This window comes from Cellvibrio sp. UBA7671, from assembly GCA_002483145.1.
Taxonomy (GTDB): domain Bacteria; phylum Pseudomonadota; class Gammaproteobacteria; order Pseudomonadales; family Cellvibrionaceae; genus Cellvibrio; species Cellvibrio fibrivorans.
The window spans coordinates 297,738-320,416 of sequence record DLHJ01000003.1 but is presented as its reverse complement, the minus strand read 5'-3'; the positions used below and the strand labels follow the sequence as shown (position 1 = coordinate 320,416).

Sequence of the window (22,679 nt, the reverse complement as noted above, 5' to 3'; positions counted from 1 at the left end):
AATGGATAATTGTGCAATTCGCCCACGCCCACCTGCACTGCGTTTTTGTTTTCGTGTGTGCCTGATGATTTTGTTATTGCTGTCTAACCGACTATGGGCTGCTGACCCTGCGCCTGCGCAAAAAGCGCAACTGCAATCCAAACCCAACCGCTGCGTCGCCTTGCACCAGGGGCAGGTTTGCTATCAGGATGTAGTGTTGTCTTGGCAGGTTGATCAAGCGAGTGAATACTGCCTCTATCAACAACACGCAGAACAGCCACTCCATTGCTGGCAATCCGTATCCTCGGGGCAATATAGCTACGCATTTGCCAGCGACACTTCAGTTAAACTGCAGCTAGTCAACGCGCAAACTAAGACCTTGGTGGCAGAAACACTGGTGGAGGTGGCTTGGGTTTACAAAGCCAATACCCGCCGCAAAACCCATTGGCGACTTTTTTAATTATGAATACAGAAGCCCAAGCCAGCATTTTATTAGTGGAAGATGACGCCTCGTTAGCTGAATGGATACTGCAGTATTTGCGTGGCCATAATTACCAGTTACAACATATTGACCGCGGTGACCAGGTGCTCGCCAGTGTTAAACAACAGCCGCCGGAATTAATCATTCTGGATGTGATGCTGCCCTACAAAAATGGTTTTGATCTCTGCCGCGAATTGCGCGCGTTTTATTCCGGGCCTATTTTAATGCTCACTGCGTGCGGTGAAGAAACGGATGAAATTCTCGGTTTGGAATTGGGCGCTAATGATTATTTAACCAAGCCGGTGCGCCCGCGCGTTTTGCTCGCACGTATTAAAGCGTTGCTGCGGCGCGAAGCTGTCGAACCGGTAGACGCTTTGGCACAGGAAGGTCTGTTACAGTTTGGGCAATTAAAAATCCTGCGCGATGCCAAAAGTGTTTTTTATCGCAACGAATTGATTCCGGTCACTGCCAATGAATTTGATGTGCTCTGGTTGTTGGCGAGCCAGGCTGGGCAAGTGATTCGTCGCGAGGCTCTGGTGACCCAATTGCGCGGCATTGAATACGATGGTTTTGATCGCTCGATCGACATCCGCGTTTCGCGCCTGCGCAAAAAATTATTCGATAACACCGAGCAACCCTTTCGTATCAAAACCATTTGGGCGAAGGGATATTTATTTTCGCCCGAGGCTTGGGAATAATTGTGCAGCGTTTAACCCTGTCGTTGTTGTTAGTGGTGCTCACCGCGGTGGTCGGCCTCGGCTGGGGTATTGATCGCTGGTACAGCGCGCAATTTGCGGACGTGGAAGATCCCGAACTCAGTGCCTACAAAAATCTGGGGCGCGAATTAGCGCAGCTGATTGATACCGGTGTGCAGACTAATCAATGGTTGACCGCTTCGCATTTGCAGCCGCAGCTTACTGCGTACAGCGATTTTCCCCTGCCGGACGATGTAAAAAAACAATTTGAAACTGGCGAGCCGCTGCTGCTGGAAACGGGCGATCAGCTTACGTTGCATTTTTATCTCAATAATCAACAGCAGGTTTTGTCGTTCGCACTGCCGGATGAATTGCATCAGGAAAACAACAATGCACTGCGCTGGTTGTTGACGCTGCTGTTTTACGGCGGTGTTATTGCAATGGTGTTGATCTGGTTGTACCCCTTATTACGCCGTCTGGCGCTCTTGCGCAAATCGGCGCAGGCCTTTGGTGCGGGCGATTTGCAGGTGCGCATCGCCGCCGACAAACATTCTTATATCCAAACTATCGAGCAAGATTTTAATCGTATGGCGCAGCGCATTGAGCAGTTGGTCGCTGACAATAAATTATTGTCGCGCGGCCTGTCGCATGATTTGCGCACACCCCTTGCGCGTTTGCGTTTTGGTCTTGATGTGTTGGAGGAGGCCGAGTTAACGCTTGAACAGCAAAAAAATCTCGCGCATTTAAATCGCGATCTGGTAGCGATGGAGTCCTTGGTGGAAGCATTGCTGAATTATGCGCGTCTGGAGCAGGCGACTATTAGCTTTACCGCGCAGCCAATCCTGCTCGCACAATTTGTGACGCAATTGTGCGAGGATTTTTATCGCGCGCAGGTGGAGTTATTTATCGCCGTATCAGCGCAGAGTGCATATATACGAGGTGAGCCTGAATATCTCGCCATGTTGGTGCACAACCTGGTGCAAAATGCGCTGCGCTATGGCCGTGGGCGCGTGCAGCTCAGTGTGCTGCTGGTGGATGGCCTGTTGCAATTGCAAGTCGCAGACAACGGCTCCGGCATTCCCCCTGCCGAGCGCGAAAAAGTGCTCAAGCCTTTTTATCGCAGCGAGGGCAGCCATCACCAGGGGCGCGGTCACGGTTTGGGTTTGGCGATTGTGGAGCGCATTGCCCAGTGGCATGGGGCAGAGTTGTCCTTGACCGAATCGGCAGAATTGGGTGGCTTGAATGTCAGTGTCATTTTCGCCGGTGAACAATAAACTTTTCGGATCTACGTAACTATTTTCATCATTAGCACCAATATGGTGCCGTCTCCGCTACCTTATTACTGCCTTTAAAAATTCCGCGCGTGTAATCGCGAGTAATAAGGATTCATGCTAAATTGCACCGCACAAACAGCCCCCCATAGATAAAGAATTACGCCTGCAGTGCGGACGCAGCCCCCATACAATATCAATACAAGCTCAATACAATAATAGGTTAGATGAATATGGAAAAGTTCGAGGCGCGTCAATTTACGGCCCGTTACAACAAAATCATGCTTTACACCTTTCTGGCAGTATTACTGGTTTCAGCCTTGCTCATTAGCATCCAGGCAATCAGTGAAGCAAAAAATAAAAATACGCAGTTGATTGAACAATTCAAAACCGAAGCGATTGCGATTGATAATCTGATCGTGCGTGTTACGGTTCTACTGGACTTAATGCAAAATAATGCGGAAGATTTTTTTCTCAATCCCCGCACCACAGCGAGCATTTATTTTAATGGACTTGCCGATGTAGGGACGAACGAATATGGGCTGGACAATATTCCAGCACCTTATTCAGTAGTGGATGCAGGTAACTTGACCGGTGAAGGTGACCTGGCTGCATTATCACCGGCGATAAAAAACGAAATTGAAATGGCGTTCAATCTGAATAGCGATTTCAAATCCACCTTGAAAAGTGTGCCCAATGCCGCCTGGGTGTATTACACCTCAAAAAATAGATTTATCAATATCTACCCTTGGATACCATCTGCTGAATTTAAATTCACCGATAAACTCTATAAAAAAGAATTCTATACACTCGGTATTCCTGCAGCGAACCCGGATAAAACTATTTTTTGGACTTCCGTGTATTTGGATGAGGCGGGCAAGGGGGTTATGGTAACTGCGGCCAAGCCTGTTTATAACCGCGATGAATTTCTGGGGACTGTCGCGATTGATTTCACCCTGGAAGAGCTGGGTAATTATGTCAAAGCTTTTCGTCCTGAGTTGGGTGAGTTATCTATTATCAATGCCGGAGGGCAATTACTCGCCCATACCAGGCTACCACTGACTGAAACGTCGGTTTTTAAAGACGCAATACCCGCCGGGGTTAATCTCGATGCGGTCGCACCAACCTGCGCTGATCTGCAATTAGTACAGCTTAACCAGGGCTACCAAATGGTTTGCATCCAACTAAAAAATGCGCCCTGGAAGCTTCTGTATATTGAAAAAAACCAGTCTTTTTTAAGCCGTATATTTTCGTCAATCGGGACTGTGTTTGTGGTGTTGTTAACCTCCTTAGGCATTTTGCTCTATTTCATTAAAAAAATTACTTTCCGCGAATTTATCTACCCTGCGGCGTCTTTGGTCCGGCATATTTCTAAACAAGGTGTAGGCGACAAGGCACCTAATCGGCGCGTGCCTGCTGCCTGGTTGCCGTGGTTTGCAAAAATCAGTGAAACCTTCCAGCAGAACAGAAACCTGATTAATGAAATTAAACAAAAAAATACTGAGCTGACCGACCTCAACATCGCCCTTGAGCGCTATATGCCCAAATTTATTCTTTTGGTAAGTTTGGATGAAGGCTGTGGCGCTACCAATATAGGGAGTTATTTTGCCAGCAGCCTGGCGAAAAACAGCATCGACAAAAAAACCGTGTATATGGAGTATCCGGCCAACTCGCACATGAGTGCAGCATTTGGCTATGATGAAAGTGAGCGGGTGCACAAGCATATAAATGGTTTTGATATTTGGAATGACTTTGATCTAGGCGAAGTGCCGGAAGAAGCCGAGTCTTCATTGTTAATGACCAAGATATTAAACCAGTATGCCAATATCGTTATGCATGCAACGGTGAAAGGCGATATTGATCGCTTTATTGATATGTATCTAGAGCCCTTATTTCGTTATACCAAAGCCATAGTGGTGATGGTGCCCAATACCGATAATACGGGCGAAAAAACGGCGGCAGTGGTGAAGAGTATCCAGCGCCATGTGCGTCAGGATCAAACTACGCTCTACACTATTTTGAATCGCGTAAATGAAAATCTTGAACTTGATGTAAAAGTAAATTTCGACATTCCCTATATTGCTGACTTGTCACCTGTTACCAGTGCAGCGTTTAGCATCCCTGAACCTGCGGCAAAAGCCATCAATGAAATTGTTGAGCGCATTGAGCGCGTGCATCAAATTTGTATATTTATTCCCACCACGATTAATATTGACCAGCCGTTTGATTCATCCATTTACGTCAATAGAACCATGGTGTTTCTGGGGGAAAAATTTGGCGGTGCTACATCTTCGCAAGCGCGTGGCGTATGGAACAGCGATGACTCCGGCATTGTCAACGAGGTTGTCCATCTGGTGGTGTCTTACACCACAGAAGATGACCTCAACCGGTTTGCCAATGAAGTGATTGAATTTATAAAATTACTCAAAGATGAGCTGCAGCAGGAAGCCATGGCGCTCGAAATTAATAAAAAAATGATTCTGGTATAACACCATGCAGCAAATTGGCCGATTATTTATTCTTGTTGTGATGTTTTTTCTTGCGCTCAGTACAAGGGCGGAAGAGGTTACCTATGCGAATGATAAGCGCATTGAAATTCCGGTAGGGATTTACATCACCTCCTTGTATGACTTGGATATCCCAGCCAAAAAATTTACCGTCTCAGCCTGGATCTGGTCAACCTATGACCCGGCCTTGATGCCTGAGGATTACAAGTTCTACAACAAAATTGAAATCACCAATGCACGTACCTGGTCGATTATCGAGAACGAAAATTTCTCGATCAAAAACAGTGATGGCACCGTGCATACCATGACCAAGTTTACCGCCGAAATTAATCAGGACTGGGATGTAAAATACTTTCCGTTCGATAAACAAGAAGTCGCGATTCATATAGAAAGTATTGAGCTGGATTCAAAACAAATCGAATTTGTGCCGGATACTACCAACAGTATGGTGGGCGATGAATTGACCTTAACCGGTTGGAATATATTACCTATTGAAATCCGCGCCTTTGATTACAAATACCCCACCACCTTTGGAATCCAAAGCGGTGCAAAGGGTATCTATCCGCGCATGTCGTTTGTGGTTCCGATCGAGCGCTACGGTCACCGGATTTTCTGGACCTACTTTTTAGGTTTCTTTGTTTCTTACATCATTATCTGCATTTTGTATTTCTTTAGCGGCGAGCTGATTGAAAGTCGGGTGGGCTTGATCATGACCGCCTTGTTTGCCTGTGTGGGTAACAAATACACGGTGGATTTATTACTGCCCTCCAATGATGTCTTTACCCTGTCGGACCTGATACAGGTGGCCTCCTTTGTCATTGTTGGCGTTGGCCTGCTGAGCAGTGTGATGCTGGTGGTGCTGATGAAAAAGGGAATGGAGGCGCTCGCACAAAAAATCGATATTGTTATCACCTGGCTCGTTACCCTGGGGTACCCCGCCGTTATGGTTTACGGTGTTTCCAAAGCTTTGCAATAAAAGGCTCTGCAATAAAAGACGCTCCGCTAGCGCGCTCTTCCGGGCAGCCATCCTGAATTGGCTGCCCTGTGTCCGATTGCCCCGTATCTGTTTGCCAAAGGCAGTGTCGATACTATTTACACGCTTCAAATTTTGGCGACAACGAATGTGACCTAAATCACTGTTTTTACTAAAGCTTCCCAAAATGGTGCAAAAATTGCTGATTTAAGCGTCGCCGTAATGGCCGCTACTTATTAAAACAAAATCTCTTACATACAAATATTATAAATACGGCATGAGACCTAACAATCAACTAAAGGTAATCATGTGATTAAACAACTTTTTACAACAGCGGTGATGGCGTGTGCATTAACGTCCAGCGCTGTGTTTGCACTGCCGGTGGATTTGGGTAATGCAGGCAACTACACCCTTCTGGCTACCGGCACCAATGTGCACCACGGCATCCCCATGTACGGCAATCTGGAGTTAGGTTCAGAGGCCTATATCCACGGCAACGTGGGTTCGCGCAATACGTTGAATATGGCGCACGGAGCGGTGATTTATGGCGATGCGGATTTTGGCGGCCTCTACCAAAACCCGGGTTCTTCCATTGAAGGTGATGCCACGCAGCAAGGCTCCGCATTTTGGGATTCCCTGTACACCAACCTGAAAAGTGCCTCTATGGCTGCCAAAGCTCTTGGCGGTGCACATGCGGGCTACATTAACTCCACCCAAACTTTTCATTCGCAGGGCGATCTATCGGTATTCAGTATCACCGGCTTGAATTTAAGCGCGGGCCATAGTCTGACCTTGAAGGGCGACGCCGACGATGTGTTTATTATCAACGTGGATTATTTTGGTTTTATGTTGGGTGGTGGCGCCGCGATTATTCTCGATGGCCTGAGCGCTGAAAACGTATTGTTCAATATGCACGGCGCATTGAATAACGGCCACGTAAACGTAGCGGCAGGCACCATGCAAGGTACTTACATTTCTCCTGATGCCTATATGCAATTGGGTGATGGTTTGAATCTGGATGGCGTGCGCTTTTTGGGTGCCGGCATTTCCGGTAATTTACAAGCTGTGCGAGGCTTAACTCCACCTCCAGTCAGCGTTCCCGAGCCATCGGCACTGTTATTGTTGGGTATTGCTTTAATCGGTTTGGGAGTGAAGCGCAGTCGTCAGTAAAACGATTGTGTGAACGCTCAAAATGTGAGACTTCAGTGCTAAAAACCCGGAACTGGCTTCCGGGTTTTTTTATGGGCGCCATAAAATCCGCTATTATCCATTCGGTTCATTGCTTGTTTTTGTTTTCCCTTCCCCCAGCTGTATAGCGACGGAGCGTTTGAATAATATGAACCCTGCTAGTATCAAAAAATCTTGCGCGGTAATTCTGCTATTGTGCCCCCTGCTATTGGCAGCGTGTAACCAAACGCGTCAATTAGCGCCAGTAGCTTTGCAGCCTATTGCCCGCGCACCCCAGGCATCGCTTGAACAAGCTTATGCCGCGCAGCGCGCACAACAAATCACTCATGTCGACTACGAGCTGGCATTTACGCTGGATGAAACCAATGCCTTCTTCAGTGGTAAATCGATTATTCATTTTGAGTTGGTTGATAACAATAAAGCCCCCGTCACTGTCGATTTTAATAGCGGCACTATTAAATCAGTGCGCTTGAATGGCGAAGCTATTGAATGGCGCTACGAGCAATGGTTTATCGAATTTGTGCCGGAACTGTTTCGCGCCGGAAAAAATACATTGGAAATTGAATACCAGCGCCCCTACGCGACAGCGGGTGATGGCTTGCATCGCTTTAAAGATCCAGCGACAGGGAGGGTTTACCTTTACAGTAATTGTGAGCCCTACAACGCCAACAAAATGTATCCGCACTTTGATCAGCCGGATATGAAAGCGACTTATAAATTACTAGTCAATGTCCCGGCAGATTGGCAAGTTATCTCGGCTTTGCGCGAGCAAAAAATTACCCGCAACGGCGCGCAGCAATTATGGGAGTTTCCGCAAACTGCACGCATTCCCTCCTACATTTTTCCGCTTCACGCTGGCCCCTATCGCGTGTGGGAAGATAATTCCGGCAGCGTGCCCCTGCGCTTGTTTGCCCGCCAGGAATTGGCACAGTACGTCAATCCGCAGGAATGGTTTTTATTTACGCAACAAAGTTTTGGATTTTTCAATCAATATTTTGAACAGCCCTATCCCTTTGTGAAATACGACCAATTGGTAGTACCGGATTTTAATAGCAGTGCCATGGAAAATCTGGGCGCAGTGACTTTTAATGAATTCTTTATTAGCCGCGGTGTAAAAACCCGGGTGGAGCGCATGCGCCATGGCAATGTGATCGCCCACGAAATGGCGCATATGTGGTTTGGTAATTTGGTCACTATGGAGTGGTGGAATGGTTTGTGGTTGAACGAAAGTTTCGCGACTTATATGGCCTATTTGCAGCAAGCCAAAGCGAGTGAATTTGGCGCAAGTGTGTGGGATATTTTTTATTCCAACTACAAGCAGTTGGCCTACACCATGGACCAACAAGTTATTACTCATCCGATTGAGTTACCTGTGCTGAATACAGCAGAGGCGTTTACCAATTTTGATGCTATCACCTACGGCAAGGGTGCATCAGTATTAAAACAACTGGCACAGTTGGTGGGTGAAGAAAATTTCCGCCAAGGTGTCGCCAGTTATTTAAAAAAATACGCGTATCAAAATACGCAGCAAGATGATTTTATCAATGAGATTGCGCGTGCATCGGGAAGGGATTTATCCAGTTGGAGCTACACCTGGTTAGCGCAGGCGGGATTAAATAAAATCCAGGTGCAATATCAGTGCGATTCTACCAATACTTCTATTACTTCGCTGAAGCTCCAACAATCTTCACCAGTTGATTTGCCCGTATTGCGCGAGCAGCGGGTGCAGTTGGGTTTTTACAAAATCGATGCGGGCAAGGCGCAGTTAGTGAAGCGCTTGCCAGTCACTTACAGTGGTGCAGCGACTAGTGTTGATGCAGCAAAAGGCCTCGCATGCCCGGATCTGGTTTTTGCTAATCTGGATGATTGGGGTTATGTGCGGGTGGAGCTGGATCAAAAATCCCTGCAAGTGGTACGTGAAAAAATTCATTTATTTGACGCGAGCCTGCGCATTATGCTCTGGCAAAATTTGTGGGATGAAGTGATTGATTCGCGCATTTCACTGATTGATTTTTTGTCACTAGCGAAGCGGCACAGTGTGCAGGAAACTCAGGTGGAAGTGGTGGCAGCAATCACCGCCAAATTAAAATTAGTGCGCGATTACCTGCAGTTAATGAATACACCAGAAAAAAATCTAGCCAGCGCACAGCAGCAATTGGAGCAATTTGTTTTCGCCAATATGAATGCCGCAGCTGCAGGTTCCGATGTGCAAAAGTTGTGGTTCGATAGCTATGTGTATTCTGCATCCAGTAACGACGCTTTGGCTTGGATGCGCGTGCAATTAATCGGTGATAAACATAAAAAACTCCCCGGTTTGGTATTGGATCAAGACCGTCGTTGGGCACTGTTGGTACGCTTGAATCAATACGAATACCAGGATTATCTCGCGCTGACTGCTGCTGAACAGAAAAAAGACGGTTCGGACATGGGGGTACAAATGGCACTGGCGAGTGAAGCGGTGCGCCCGCAGGCAGGTATTAAAGAACGATGGTTGAACAACATTATCGCTCCTGAGCAAGAATATAAACTGGCCACTATGCGGTTGGTGATGGCCAATTATTTGCCATTTTCACAGGCGCAACTGCGCAGTGTTTATGTGCCTAAATTATTAGCGGCCTTGCCTGAGATGAGTAAAAATCGCTATGAGCGTTTTATGGCAGGTTTTTTCCGTGGAATCTTTTTACGCGGTTGTAGCGATGCATCGGTTGCTCTGCTAACACAAACGCGCGACCAGTCACTGCAATTACATCCGCTGACCTATCGTATGCTGCGTGTGGAAGTGCAGGAGGATGAGCGTTGCGTGGAGATGAAAAAATTGTTGTAACGCATTTATTGTAATTAGATTAATTTTCTCGTTCCCAAGCTCCAGCTGGGGAATGCATAAAAAAAGCCGCTATTATCAGCGGCTTTTTTGCACATCAAAAAGCAATTTTTTTTGCGTTACGCTTGCGATACCGGCGTGGTCGGGTGGTTGCCCCACTCAGCCCAGGAGCCGTGGTAACCGCGAATATTTAATCCCACTGCTTTGCCCACTAAATAAGTAAAGCCCGAGCGATGGTGGCTTTGGCAGTGGGTGACAATTCTTTTGTCGGCGGTTAAACCCAGCGATGCCAAATACTCGCGTGCATCAGTGCGGATACGCAAGGCATTATTGCGATCCATTAAATTTGTCCACTCGCAATTAATCGCACCGGGAATGTGGCCATTCTTTTGCGCCGTAATGCGTTCGCCGGTAAATTCTGCCGGACTTCGTGCATCCCATACGACAAAATCCGCGCGATCCAATTCGCCGAGAATGTCGGTAATTTCAATCACCACAATCGGGTCAATTTTTAAATCAACTTTTGTGGGCGTGAGCACGGGAATTTCTTTGGTGAGTGATTGGCCGGATGCAAGCCACGCATGCAAACCGCCATTCAAATAAGAGTAGTGTTTGTGACCTATGGCGTCGAGTGTCCAGATCATTCTGCCCGCCCAGCCGCCGCCTTCATCGTCGTACACAACAACGTGAGTGTCGGGTGTTAAACCCAAAAAGGAAAATACCCGATTGAGTGTTTCAATCGGAGCGATCTTGCCTGGCACCGGCGGTTGGCCGCTGAGGATTTTATGCGGCGGTACATGAATTGCACCATCGATATGGCCCTGCAAATAAGTTTGTTCGGCGCACATATCAATAATTAATAACTTGCTCGTCGGTTGTGCTAAAAGTGCAGCAAGTTGCGTGGGCTCAATCACAAAGGGAAGTGCCATGGAGTTACTCCTTTATAAGTATTAAAAATAAAATCAAGACCGATGCTGCTTGTTACTAATTAAGTCTCGTTGAGCGTTCGCAAAATATAACGGTACGAATCCATACGTGTTGCACTGATTGTGCCATCTTCTAGCGCTTTTAAAATGGCGCAGCCAGGTTCGTGGCGATGGGAGCAGTCGCGGAATTTACAGTGGCCGATAAAGGGTTTGAATTCGATAAACCCTTCCAGCACATCGCCTTCTTCCATATGCCACAGACCAAATTCGCGGATTCCGGGCGAATCGATCAAATGGCCACCGCCTGGGAAGTGCAAAAGCGTGGCGCTGGTGGTGGTGTGAGTGCCCTGTTGTCGTTCGGACAAATCGCCCACGCGCAAGTTCGATTCAGGCAAGAGCGCATTTACCAGTGAGGATTTGCCTACACCCGATTGCCCCACAAATACGCTGGTGTAGTCGGCAAGGTACTCGCGCAATTCGTCCAGCCCGGTTTCGGTTTTGGTGGATACCATCAATACCGTGTAACCCAGCTTGCGATAAGTGGTTTCCAGATAAGTGACTTTTTCGCGCGTGGTGTCATCAATACGGTCGATTTTATTGATCACCAATACCGGTTCGATATCGATGGCATTGGCGGCGACCAGATAGCGGTCAATCAAATTCGCATGGGGTTCGGGGTAGGGCGCGACCACAATCATAATGCGGTCAATGTTAGCGGCCACGGTTTTCATATCGCCGTGTGGATCGGGGCGTTGCAGGGCAGAGTCGCGCGGCATGACCGCAACTACCACACCCATCGGGTTACCCGTGCGCCAGACCACTCTATCGCCCGTCACTAATGAGCCGAGGTTGCTGCGGAAATGGCAGCGCTGGTGTTGCCCCGCTTGCTCACCTTCAGTCGCCTCAACCACCACTTGGGTGCCGTAGTGGGTGATGATCAACCCCAGCTGCTCAGGCCCCAAATCGCTCTCATGCATTTGTTCATCGGTGACTTTGTCGCGTTTCGCCACGCGGGCGGTGCGTTCGTCCTGAATTTTGTCGATGCGCCATTGCTGGCGGCGGGTCAATTTGCGTTTGGTCATGCGTTGATGAACTTGCCCTGTGAGGTGGGTGATGTTTGGCTAGACTGTTTAATTACTTTAAGCTGCGCGCAATTGTGCCCTATTTACGGAGTAAAAACCCATGTTGTCGAGGAATTACTTATGCTGAATGAAAACAACCTGATCTGGATCGATCTGGAAATGACTGGCCTCAATCCGGATACCGACGTGATTATCGAAATCGCCACCATAGTCACCGATGCCGACCTCAACATCCTCGCCGAAGGCCCTGTATTCGCTATCCATCAGCCTGACAGCATCATGTTAAATATGGATGAATGGAACACCAACCAACACGGTAAATCCGGCCTCACCCAGCGCGTGCGCGAGAGCAAAATCAGCATTGAACAAGCGGAGGCAGAAACGATTAAATTCCTGGAGCAATGGGTACCCAAAGGCAAATCGCCCATCAGCGGCAACTCCATCTGCCAGGATCGCCGCTTTTTAGTGCGCGGCATGCCCAAATTGGAAGATTATTTCCACTACCGCAATTTAGACGTAAGCACCGTAAAAGAATTAGCCCGCCGCTGGAGACCGGATGTAATCGCCGGCGTGAAAAAATCCGGCGCACATTTAGCGTTGGATGATATTAAGGATTCGATTGCGGAACTGCAGCATTATCGGGCTACGTTTTTTAAGATGGAGTAAGCAGAAATTTTGTAAAACGCAGGCGACTTTTTAGTCGCCTTTTTTTATTTGCGTAATTTTTTACTGTATTGACATGTTCGCTAATGTCAGAGATTAATCATGCAATTATCGCGCTTCTGATTTTTTAATCTGCGTTTGATACCGCGAGGCATTAAGGTGCGGTTGATGCGCTGTCAAATAATGCAAAGTTCTCCCTTGTGGGTCGATTCTGGCACTCGGAATAGCAATGCCCACATGATTTTTCTGAAAATTAAATATCGCCTGTGTAGTTTTTTCGCCACAAATCCCATCGATTTTTAATAAAAAAGTGTTGCTCGCATGTTTCTTTGCGTAGGCATTTAACGCTGATTGCACGAACAAAACATCTTCCTGATTATTTACTCCACATCTTCCCACAGATGCACTTATCCCCATTTTCATGTTGCCTCCTTCACATTCAGAATTTATTTGTAAAAGGAGAATACCATTCAATTTTGCGCGATGAGTGCCGGTTACCGCACATTAGTCGGCTAATTTGGATGACAATTGTCTCAAAGGATTTTAAATTGCTAACAATTATATTTTTATGTAGATTGAGGTGTCTTGGGCGAGTGATGAGACCAAAATTGGTTGGGCAATAAGTATTAAGTAAAATTAAGAGGTCAATGTGGAGTTACTGTCTTTAGAACTGCATTTTCTTAAATGCATCACTCGTTCTATCACCGTAATTTTTTGTAATAGGCTGATTCGTTAGACGATTTTTTTTTGAAAAATTTATTATTCTAGAGCCATTATTCTCCGCCGCCGTCCCCACCACCATCTCCCAAATCCCTGTCACTGCTTTTTCCACTGGAGTGAAAAACATCGCCTGAATCCCCCGAGCCACCATCGCCTCTGCGAGTACTGTGGAATCGACGCACAAGCCAGATCAGCAATATCAATAAAGCGGCAGAAAATAACAGGGGAAACATCACGCCCTTGACGATGTCTTGCGACATGAGTTCGCTTTGTGAATAGGCGATTGCCATGATGATCAATAACAGGATAGGTCTACGCATTGATACTACTCCTTGCCACCTACTGCTGAGGCGGCGGGTAACTGCGCTTGGTGCGCCCTACGGTCAATGTTTGAGCGGTCCTAGATTATCACTAAATCTTGCAGTGGGGTGAATTACGCGACATTACCTATCCCTCAACTGGCTGGAAAAGTCTGGGCACTGCAGAGTTGAATTGTTTAATTCCCCAGCACCTGAAATCCGCTCTTGCCATTTTTCTTCACTTCGTACATGGCTGTGTCGGCTAGTTGTAGTAGTTGGTGTAGGTCGTTGCTGTGGGTAGGATAAATACTTACACCGATACTGGCGCCCAGTTGGTAATTGCTGTGTCCTATCTCGACCGGGCTGCAGCATTGCTGCAAAATTTTACTGGCAATTTGATTGGCGTGTTCAGCGTTTTCCAATTGTGTTGCGATAACAACAAACTCATCGCCGCCGATGCGCGCGCAAATATCGGTACTGCGTGTGTTATCGACCAAGCGCTTGGCAATAATTTTTAACACTTCATCGCCCACTGTATGGCCAGCGGTATCGTTGATGGGTTTGAAATTATCCAGATCGATATAAATAACGGCGAGCATTTGGTGTGGGCGGGTGGCGAGTATCAGTGCCTGATCAAACAGTGTGGTCATGTAACGTTTGTTATTGAGCCCGGTGAGTGGGTCGTGATAAGCGAGATCGAGCGCGTAAATTTCGGCATCTTGCAAACGTTTCTGAAATTGCAATAACACCGCCGAAATTAAACTTAAATACAGCAGTACCGCCATGGTTGTGCCCAGTAAGAAACCGGGCACGAGCCAAGTATCGGTAAAGCGCAATACTGGATAAGTAAGCCAGTGCAGTGCAAAACAGGCGCAAATAATAGCGACCCAAAGCATGACTTTGTGCGGAATGGTGTTGCGCTCACGGTAGGCGATAACAGCAAAAAATAGCAGCGCTGCTGCATTGAATAGTCCAACCCCCACAGAAAATAGCAGACGGCTGAATTCGGCAAGCCAGCTGCTGGTAAGCCATAGCATTATCAGCGCAACAAGGATCAAATAAGGCCGGGTGTAGTGTGGCAAACTAAAAAAGCGGAATGCGCCCAACAACAAAAAACATTTTTCCAGGCTAATAAAAAACGCATAGAGATGTTCGGCGGCATTAATGGTAAAGAGCGAGCCGGAAAAAGACAGCGCCAGGCGCGCGCAAAATCCCAAAAAAATGGCAACTCCCCAGCAACCGGCCCCGGCATTGGTGCGCGGAATACGGCTAAGCCATAACAGCAGCACGGCAAAACCGAAGTAGAGCGTGTAGCCGATAATGTTGACTGTTTCAAAGAGTGACATGTTCAATCCAGGTGTAGACGGTAGCGCTACTCAGGTGGTCAGTATAATGTGCCTGACATTTGTTGTTTTATATCCTCCTGCCATGAAATCTTTTCTTTTAAGACAAAAAAAGCAAGTGCCCACAAAAACTGTGGCGCCGTAATAAGCAACTGCTAGCATTGTTTATAGTGAGTATTAATAACTACACCCACAAAGGGGGAGGACGTTATGAACGTCCGTACAGCGGTATTTTTGCTAACTTACGCTCTTTGTTGGCTGATGCGCCCTGCATTGGCCGAGGAGCCCATGCAGGTCAAATACCTGGGCAATAATGTTGATCTGGTGAGTGAGGATTATTACCTCGCACTGATTACGGCTGCACTTAATGCCACTGAATCAAGTCATGGCGCCTATCAACTGGTGTTTACCCAAGAGCCGCTAAGCTCCGAACGTAAACACGAATTATTGGTGGCGGGCGAAAAAATGAATGTGGATCGGCTGGTTGGTTTTCCTACCCAAAAAGGCGCGCGCGTGGGTTTGATTCGTGTGCCAGTGCCAGTGCTCAATGGTTTTATGGGTTACCGTGTTTTATTGATCCGCAAAGAAGACCAGTCGCGCTTTCGCAGTATTAAAACCCTCTCCGAGTTAGCCCAATTACCCATGGGGTTTGGTAAGGGCTGGGAGGGGCATGTGTACAAACACAATGGATTTTCAGTGGCCGAGCCTCTCACTATGACATCGCTGTTAAAAATGCTTGCAGGAAAACGCTATTTTTTTGTGCCACTGAGTGTGATTGAAATTGATGACCATTATGAAATTGAAGGTGCACGGGTAGAGAATCTGGTACCCGAGCAAACGTTGCTGATCTATATGCCCTTGCCGGTTTATTTTTATGTTAGCCCGGAATATCCTGCACTGGCAGAGCGGCTTACGGTGGGTTTAACCTATATAAAAGAAAGTGGAAAAATGGATACGATTTTCAAAGAGCATTTCGGTGCGCGGTTGCATCGCTTGCGTTTATCCGAACGAACGCTGATTGAATTATCCAATCCCGATGACGACGGTAGTTTAGGAACGCCCAACCACGCACTTTTGCGCGAATTCTGATTTTGTCTACAAAATAGTGCGGTGACCACTAATCATTACAGCCTAAATATTTTTTCTGTCTCTGTAGAATCAATCTCCGGCTTCACCTTGATGAAGGTTTTGATTATTTATCTATCCTACTGTATCTAATCCATGGGAGCGCCATTAGCTGGCGAATTTTATGAGCACAGATTATGTAATTTTGCATATTGCAGCAGCATAATTGTTTTTCCATCCATGATTTCGCCTGACTCAATCATGCGGTAAGCGGCATTAAACTCGAGTTCCAGCACCTGGATATTTTCTTGTTCATGCTCCAATCCTCCCCCATCAGATACTTTCATATCATCGCTGTATTCGGCAATAAAAAAATATAGGATCTCTGTCACCGAACCGGGCGACATATAGGCTTGGAATATTTTTTTCACCTGATTAATTTTGTACCCGGTTTCTTCTTCGGCTTCTTTTCTGATGCAGTCCTCTGCATTGTCCTTATCCAATAAGCCGGCACAGGTTTCAATCAGCATGCCATCTCTATTGCCATTGACATAGGTGGGCAGCCGAAATTGGCGGGTCAGTATGACAGTGCCTTTGGAGGAGTTGTAAAGCAGTATGGTTGAGCCATTGCCCCGGTCATAGGCTTCCCGATGTTGCTGTTCCCAATCGCCATTGGGTTTTTGATATTCAAATGAATATTTGTTCAAGGTGTACCAATTATTTGAAAGAAGGGTTTTGCTGATATTTCTGATTTTGTCGGTCATAGGGGACTTCCGGGGATGATTGTTGTAGGTGGCATTATGGTTTTATGGCAGCCACCCATTATGCCCAAAGTTAACTTCTGTGGATGCCAATTGTCATAGTGCTGTTTAGTTTTGTTAATCCCGCTTTCATTATCACCGCGCTGGTGGGATTATCTGTCGGCTCAGTAGTCCGATAACTGTAACAATACGGATGCCTGTTTATGTCCAATCATTTTTACCATCTGCTCGCTTCCTGGTTGCCGCTGAAAGATGAGGCCAATTGGGTTTTGGGCGCAGTGATTCATACGCGCGGTTCGGTGTATCGCAAAACCGGTGCGCTCATGTTGCTCAGCGATGCGGGGCATCAGCTAGGGTTATTAAGCGGCGGCTGTATAGAATCAGATTTGCTATTGCAAGCGCGCAAGGTGGTAGCTTTGGGTAAGTCGCGCCGTGTGGTTTACGACGCGGCGGATGACAGCAATATTGCCTGGCGCCTTGGTATAGGTTGCGGTGGCGCAGCGGAAATTTTGTTGCACCCCTGCCATGCGCGCAATGATTTTCTCCAATTACCTGCGGTGCTCGCTTGTTTGCAACAGCATCAGGCGTGCAATTATGCATTGCAACTTGATCAGGCGTACGCCGGTTTTACGCCGTGCCAGCGAAAATTTTCACAGCGTCAACACGGTAGTTTGCAATCCCCTCCAGTAGTGCTTGATAGCGCTGGCAGTGAAGAAAAAAATCTTGTCACCTTAATTAATCCACTGCCGCATTTATTAATCCTTGGCAGTGGTGTGGATGTTATTCCCCTGTGCCATTTGGCGCTGGTGATGGGGTGGCGGGTGACTTTGGCCGACCAGCGTTTAAATTCCAGTAAGCGCGAAAATTTTCCAGCAGGCATTACTGCGCTGAATGAATCGGTGGCGGAATTATCAAGCGATTTATTGCACCAAATCGATGGCGTCGTGATTGCCCATCACAATTTGCGATTGGATGCAGCGGCAGTTGCGGCGCTACAAACGCGCGAGCTGGTAAATCCGTACATAGGTTTGCTCGGCCCTGCCAAACGTAAGGCAGAAGTATTGGCGACAGCAGGACTGAACGAAGCACAATTGCGTTACGCTATCGCAGGGCCTATGGGTTTGGCGCTGGGAGGAGATTTACCTGAGAGTATTGCGCTATCGGTATTGGCTGAATGCCATGCAAAAGTCTTTGGTAGCAATGCGTTGCCTTTAAGTGAAATGGCTCAAGACGAAATGCAGATGCATTCTATTGTTTCCCGCGAAGCAGATGCGCCCTTTATTTTATCGAACATGAGGGCATCCTTATGATGGCTGACAAGATAACAATCGATTGCCTGATATTAGCGGCCGGTAGCGCGAGCCGTTTTGGCGGATGCAAACAGTTGGCGGATTGGCAGGGGCGACCGTTGCTGGCCACCAGTATCGCCACTGCACGCACGCTTGAACCCGAGCGTATCTTTGTTGTAGGTGGAGCCTTTTATCCCCAGCTATTACAAGCGCAGCCAGAGCTGGAGGCAAAATCAAAAAGATTTACCGATCGCCCGATCGAATTGCTGGAATTTCCCGCGTGGAAATTGGGCGTGGGAAATTCGCTCGCATTTGGCATTAAACATTTGCAAAACAGTAATCCGGTATTGGTATTGTTGAGCGACCAGCCGTTAATCAGCGCGCAGGATTTGCGCAACTTATATCGCACCTGGTGTAAAAACCCGGACAAGATAGCTTGCGCGAGTTTTGCCAATACCTTGGGCGTGCCCGCGATTTTTCCGGCGCGCTTTAAAGCGCGGTTGTATGAGTGTCGTGGCGATCGCGGTGCAAAAAATTTGCTGTTGGGTTGTACCAAGCAAATTGTTCCTGTTGCTATGCCCTCTGCTGAGTTTGATATAGATACACCAGCCGATCTCACTACCTATTTGAAAAAAGCGATTTAACGAAAACCATTTAGTAATTATTCAAGATGTTTTTGAATTGATCGTCATTCCAGCGAAAGCAGGAGCCGCCGATCAGCGCAGCTAAATGTAACCGTTGCTTGCCGACTGAATTTATTGCAAAGGAGTTACCCATGATTTCGCTTACGATTAATGGTAAAAAACGCAAATTGGATATGGATCCTAATACCCCTCTGCTCTGGGTGCTGCGCGACAAATTGCACATGACCGGCACCAAACTGGGGTGCGGCATGGCGCTTTGTGGAGCTTGCACAGTGCACATGAATGGCAGCCCGGTACGCTCCTGCAGCTTGCCCATTTCCGCTGCAGAGGGTGCAAAAATTGAAACCATCGAGGGCATAAATTCACCCGCGTTTCAAGCGGTGCAGCAAGCATGGCGCGAGCTGGATGTGGTGCAATGCGGTTATTGCCAGTCAGGACAAATCATGTCGGCTACTGCGCTATTGCAGACCAATAAAAACCCCACCGATGCAGATATCGATACTGCTATGAGTGGTAATCTTTGCCGCTGCGCAACCTATCACCGAATCCGCGGTGCGATCCATCAAGCCGCTGACAAATTGGGAGGTAAAGCCTGATGAACTTCCTCAAACGGCAAACTATCCAAGCGCAACAAAATTCCAGATCTTCAGCTCTATCGCGCCGCACTTTTTTACAAGCGGTAAGTGCCGGTGGTGGATTATTACTTGGCAGCGGTTTTCTTATTGGCAGTGCATCAGTTGCAGCGGCAGATAAATCAATAGCGGCTGCATCGACAACAGCAGCGGATGCTCCGGTATTTAACGCCTTTTTAAAAATTACCCCCGACAGCAAAGTCACCATGATAGTAAAACATCTGGATATGGGGCAGGGCGTGAGTACGGGTTTAACCTCATTGGTTGCAGAAGAGTTGGATGCAAGTTGGGAGCAAATGCAGTGGGAATTTGCACCTGCAGATAATCACCGCTACAACAATTTATTTTGGGGGCCAACACAGGGTACTGGCGGTTCATCATCAATCGCCAACTCCTGGATGCAATTGCGTGAGGCGGGCGCGGCCGCGCGTGCCATGTTAGTTGCCGCCGCCGCCGCAGAGTGGAAAGTACCTGCGGAAGAAATTCGTGTGAGTAATGGAATCATTTCCCACGGCACGCGCAGCAGTAACTTCGGCGCTTTCGCTGCGAAAGCATCACTCTTGCCTGTACCACAAAAACCTGCAGTTAAAGATCCAAAAGATTTTCAATTAATTGGCAAAACCATTCCGCGCAAAGACAGCAATGAAAAAACCAGCGGTAAAGCAATCTATACACAGGATATCCAACTGCCCGGTATGCTGACTGCATTAGTTGCTTATCCACCGCAAGTGTTTGGCAAGGTTAAAAAAGTCAATGCAGCAAAAGCCAAAGCATCGCCCGGAGTGGTTGCCGTAGTGGAGTTTCCGCGTGGTGTTGCGGTGGTGGCCGAGAATTTTTGGGCGGCAAAAAAAGCGCGTGAGTTGTTAAAAATTGAATGGGATTTATCGGCCTGTGAAACCCGTAGCAGCGATGAATTATTTAAAGCCTGTCATGATGCAGCGAGTAAAACGGGTATCAGTGTAAAAAATGCGGGGGATGCCATTGCAGCCTTGGCCAAAGCAAAACAGGTCATAGAGGCAAAATACGAATTGCCCTATGTTACTCACGCGGCGATAGAACCGATTAACTGTGTTGTTAAAGTGGAAAAGAATAGCTGTGAACTCTGGTTCGCCTGCCAAATGCCCACGATAGATCAACAGCAAGTGGCGGCGGCTACGGGCATTAAACCCGAGCATGTAAAAATTAATACCCTCTATGCTGGTGGTAGTTTTGGTCGTCGCGCCTGCCCGAGTGATTATGTGGTGGATGCGGCAAATATCGCAAAACAAATTCCGGGGCGCGCCGTAAAAATGCTGTGGACGCGCGAAGATGAAATCCTCAACGCGCGCTACAGACCGATGGCGGTTCATCATATCCGCGGGGCAGTTTCGTCCCGGGGTAAGGTTGTTGCCTGGCAGCATCATGCTGTTGCGCAAGCAATTTTGCGCGGCACACCCTTTGAAGGATTTATCCAGGGTGAGGTGGACGGCACAGTTGCAGAAGGTATTGAGGACATGCATTACACAATTCCCAATCTGCAAGTGCAGGCCACCGAGATTCCCATTAAAGTTTCCACGCTCTGGTGGCGTTCTGTGGGGCACTCGGGCAATGCGTTTGTTGTTGAGACTTTTATTGATCAGCTCGCTAAGGCAGCAAATAAGGACCCGGTTGTTTTTCGCCGAAAGTTACTCGCCGATACACCGCGCGCATTGGGTGTATTAAATCTCGCGGCGGAAAAAAGTGCTTGGGGAAATTCATTACCCGAAGGTGTAGCGCGTGGTATTGCGGTGCACAAATCCTTTGGTACTTGGGTTGCGCAAGTTGCCGAAGTGCGTGTGAAAGACGATGGTAGTTTTAAAGTCGAGCGTGTTGTCTGCGCAGTGGATTGCGGTGTTGCCGTAAACCCCGATGTGATCCGCGCGCAAATGGAGGGCGGTATCGGCATGGGCTTAAGCGCAGCACTGGGCGAAGCCATTACCCTCAAAAAAGGTGTAGTGGAGCAATCCAACTTTCATAATTATCCGCTGCTGCGTATTGATGCAATGCCGAAAGTGGAAGTACACATAGTTCCTTCAGCTGAAATGCCATCGGGCGTCGGTGAGCCTGGGTTACCACCAATTGCTGGTGCGGTGGCGAATGCATTGTTTGCCGCCACAGGGAAGCCGCTGACGAAATTACCGTTGGGAAATAAAGTGTAATTCTTTTAACCGGGTAAATAAAAAACGCCGCTGGTTTTGCTCGCGGCGTTTTTTATTTTTTTGCTTACACAACTACCAAGCTTTGTTTTTGCTCAAGTAATCAATCAACAAATCAGAGAGTAGCTTGTCGTCTTTTGCCGAGGGGTGCCAGTGGCAGCCTTGATAATCCAATCCACTGAAAATAATTGAATCCACTTTCTTTAAACCATCGGCTTTAAGCGTGGCGACTACATTGCCCACCTGCGCAGCCAATTCTCCTTCCATCTTGTCTGATGCCATCAAAATAAAATGCGCTTTCGGATTCTTCGTGTGCAGTGTTTTGACAAACTGCGTGTATTTTTTCACATAATCCTGCTGCAATTCTGCACGCGTTTTCCAGCGTTCACCGTCATTGAGTTTGGTAGAGAAATCGTTAGTGCCCAAACCTATAACGATCACTTGCGGCTTCCAATTGCCAGCATAGATATAACTGTTGTTGTGCAATGTAAATGGATAGAAACCAATCAGGTTTTTATCGGGTGAGTGGCCATTGTAGTTGCGCACTATGCCAAAGCCCGACGAGGCATTTATTTGATAGTCCGCATTAAAATGTTTTGCGGTCAGTGGGCCGAAAGCGAGTTGCGAGTTGGTGGTATTGAACAGTTCTTCATTGGTACATTCACGGCTGCTGGATGTATTGCCGTAACCCACAGTAAATGAATCGCCGATAAATTCAATTTGGCGTTTGCGCTCTGGAAGTTTTGCGGCTTTGTCGTCGCTGTAGAAGCCGAGGAAGCGACCAGTGGATGATTGCGTCTCGCTGATTTTTTCCAGCCTTACTTGATGTTTGCCGGGGGTTAAGTTAGGTACAACATAATCCTGTTTGCCGGGCTTTTTGATTGCGATCGGTGTTTGGCTATCAATAATCAGGTGAAAATTGTTTTGGTCATCATCAAATTTTATCGTTAGTGAATCGCCGTTAAAAGCAGTTTCAAAATAGATGGCAGGCCATGAATATTCATAGGCTTTATTTCCTGCCTCGTCACTGGTCACCAATACGCGGCTGCTGGTATGGGTGGGCAATTGCTGCAGTTCGGCGCTGTGTGCGCTCAGGCTAATCCAAGAAAGGCTAACTAATGCGATAGAAAAACGTGTCAGGTTCATGTTTGCTCCACTTTTTTTAT

20 protein-coding genes are annotated in these 22,679 nt (G+C 47.5%); 13 read left to right on the top strand and 7 right to left on the bottom strand.

Translation table 11 applies throughout. The annotated features are described in order from the left end of the window. Position 1 precedes the first annotated feature (1 nt). The 7 genes from B4E62_RS03900 (at position 2) to pepN (ending at position 9,918) form a co-directional block, all read left to right on the top strand. Positions 2–439, top strand: coding sequence for a DUF3019 domain-containing protein (locus tag B4E62_RS03900; RefSeq protein ID WP_310072801.1), 438 nt, complete (start codon positions 2–4; stop codon positions 437–439). A gap of 2 nt (positions 440–441) precedes the next feature. Then, positions 442–1,158: a response regulator gene (locus B4E62_RS03895; protein WP_331351140.1), complete on the top strand. Its 717-nt coding sequence runs from the start codon at positions 442–444 to the stop codon at positions 1,156–1,158. Positions 1,159–1,160: 2 nt separating this feature from the next. Further along, positions 1,161–2,429: an ATP-binding protein gene (locus tag B4E62_RS03890; RefSeq protein ID WP_331351139.1), complete on the top strand. Its 1,269-nt coding sequence runs from the start codon at positions 1,161–1,163 to the stop codon at positions 2,427–2,429. A gap of 230 nt (positions 2,430–2,659) precedes the next feature. Continuing rightward, on the top strand, positions 2,660–4,915 hold the full coding sequence (locus B4E62_RS03885) for a hypothetical protein (RefSeq protein ID WP_331351138.1): 2,256 nt from the start codon (positions 2,660–2,662) through the stop codon (positions 4,913–4,915). A 4-nt stretch (positions 4,916–4,919) separates the two neighbouring features. Next, a complete protein-coding gene (locus B4E62_RS03880) occupies positions 4,920–5,909 on the top strand; it encodes a hypothetical protein (RefSeq protein ID WP_331351137.1) in 990 nt (329 codons plus the stop codon). Positions 5,910–6,215: 306 nt separating this feature from the next. Beyond that, entirely contained in the window at positions 6,216–7,076 is an 861-nt protein-coding gene (locus B4E62_RS03875) for a PEP-CTERM sorting domain-containing protein (RefSeq protein ID WP_331351136.1), read from the top strand. Positions 7,077–7,242: 166 nt separating this feature from the next. After that, positions 7,243–9,918, top strand: a complete 2,676-nt coding sequence (pepN, locus tag B4E62_RS03870) for an aminopeptidase N (protein ID WP_331351135.1) — start codon at positions 7,243–7,245, stop codon at positions 9,916–9,918. Positions 9,919–10,034: 116 nt separating this feature from the next. Here pepN and B4E62_RS03865 read toward each other — a convergent pair whose 3' ends face one another. Together B4E62_RS03865 and rsgA are read right to left on the bottom strand one after the other, a co-directional pair. Further along, positions 10,035–10,844, bottom strand: coding sequence for a sulfurtransferase (locus tag B4E62_RS03865; protein WP_310072790.1), 810 nt, complete (start codon positions 10,842–10,844; stop codon positions 10,035–10,037). A 59-nt stretch (positions 10,845–10,903) separates the two neighbouring features. Continuing rightward, a complete protein-coding gene (gene rsgA, locus B4E62_RS03860) occupies positions 10,904–11,923 on the bottom strand; it encodes a small ribosomal subunit biogenesis GTPase RsgA (RefSeq protein ID WP_331351134.1) in 1,020 nt (339 codons plus the stop codon). A gap of 120 nt (positions 11,924–12,043) precedes the next feature. Here rsgA and orn point away from each other — a divergent pair, with 120 nt between their 5' ends. Further along, positions 12,044–12,589 carry an oligoribonuclease gene (gene orn, locus B4E62_RS03855; protein WP_151054276.1) on the top strand — a complete coding sequence of 182 codons (546 nt, stop codon included), beginning with the start codon at positions 12,044–12,046 and terminating at the stop codon, positions 12,587–12,589. A gap of 105 nt (positions 12,590–12,694) precedes the next feature. Here the strand turns inward: orn and B4E62_RS03850 are convergent, their stop codons facing one another. The 3 genes from B4E62_RS03850 to B4E62_RS03840 form a co-directional block, all read right to left on the bottom strand. Next, positions 12,695–13,009: a hypothetical protein gene (locus B4E62_RS03850; RefSeq protein ID WP_310072786.1), complete on the bottom strand. Its 315-nt coding sequence runs from the start codon at positions 13,007–13,009 to the stop codon at positions 12,695–12,697. 350 nt (positions 13,010–13,359) lie between these two features. Next, positions 13,360–13,626, bottom strand: a complete 267-nt coding sequence (locus tag B4E62_RS03845; RefSeq protein ID WP_331351133.1) for a hypothetical protein — start codon at positions 13,624–13,626, stop codon at positions 13,360–13,362. Positions 13,627–13,802: 176 nt separating this feature from the next. After that, a complete protein-coding gene (locus B4E62_RS03840; protein WP_331351132.1) occupies positions 13,803–14,951 on the bottom strand; it encodes a GGDEF domain-containing protein in 1,149 nt (382 codons plus the stop codon). 207 nt (positions 14,952–15,158) lie between these two features. On the opposite strand from B4E62_RS03840, the gene B4E62_RS03835 reads away from it, so the two are divergent. After that, positions 15,159–16,037 (top strand): hypothetical protein, encoded by an 879-nt coding sequence (locus B4E62_RS03835; RefSeq protein WP_331351131.1) that lies wholly within the window; start codon positions 15,159–15,161, stop codon positions 16,035–16,037. Between the two features lie 158 nt (positions 16,038–16,195). Here B4E62_RS03835 and nudK read toward each other — a convergent pair whose 3' ends face one another. Next, on the bottom strand, positions 16,196–16,777 hold the full coding sequence (nudK, locus tag B4E62_RS03830) for a GDP-mannose pyrophosphatase NudK (RefSeq protein WP_331351130.1): 582 nt from the start codon (positions 16,775–16,777) through the stop codon (positions 16,196–16,198). A 200-nt stretch (positions 16,778–16,977) separates the two neighbouring features. Here nudK and B4E62_RS03825 point away from each other — a divergent pair, with 200 nt between their 5' ends. From B4E62_RS03825 to B4E62_RS03810, 4 genes are all read left to right on the top strand, one after another. Next, positions 16,978–18,084 carry an XdhC family protein gene (locus B4E62_RS03825; protein WP_331351129.1) on the top strand — a complete coding sequence of 369 codons (1,107 nt, stop codon included), beginning with the start codon at positions 16,978–16,980 and terminating at the stop codon, positions 18,082–18,084. Further along, a complete protein-coding gene (locus tag B4E62_RS03820) occupies positions 18,081–18,707 on the top strand; it encodes a nucleotidyltransferase family protein (RefSeq protein WP_310072777.1) in 627 nt (208 codons plus the stop codon). Before B4E62_RS03825 ends, B4E62_RS03820 begins: the two co-directional genes overlap by 4 nt. Before the next feature lie 131 nt (positions 18,708–18,838). Then, on the top strand, positions 18,839–19,303 hold the full coding sequence (locus B4E62_RS03815; RefSeq protein WP_331351128.1) for a (2Fe-2S)-binding protein: 465 nt from the start codon (positions 18,839–18,841) through the stop codon (positions 19,301–19,303). Beyond that, positions 19,303–21,516, top strand: a complete 2,214-nt coding sequence (locus B4E62_RS03810; RefSeq protein WP_331351127.1) for a xanthine dehydrogenase family protein molybdopterin-binding subunit — start codon at positions 19,303–19,305, stop codon at positions 21,514–21,516. The genes B4E62_RS03815 and B4E62_RS03810 overlap by 1 nt, the downstream gene beginning before the upstream one ends. Positions 21,517–21,588: 72 nt before the next feature. On the opposite strand, the gene B4E62_RS03805 is transcribed toward B4E62_RS03810, so the two are convergent. Beyond that, positions 21,589–22,659, bottom strand: coding sequence for an SGNH/GDSL hydrolase family protein (locus B4E62_RS03805; RefSeq protein ID WP_331351126.1), 1,071 nt, complete (start codon positions 22,657–22,659; stop codon positions 21,589–21,591). Positions 22,660–22,679 lie beyond the last annotated feature (20 nt).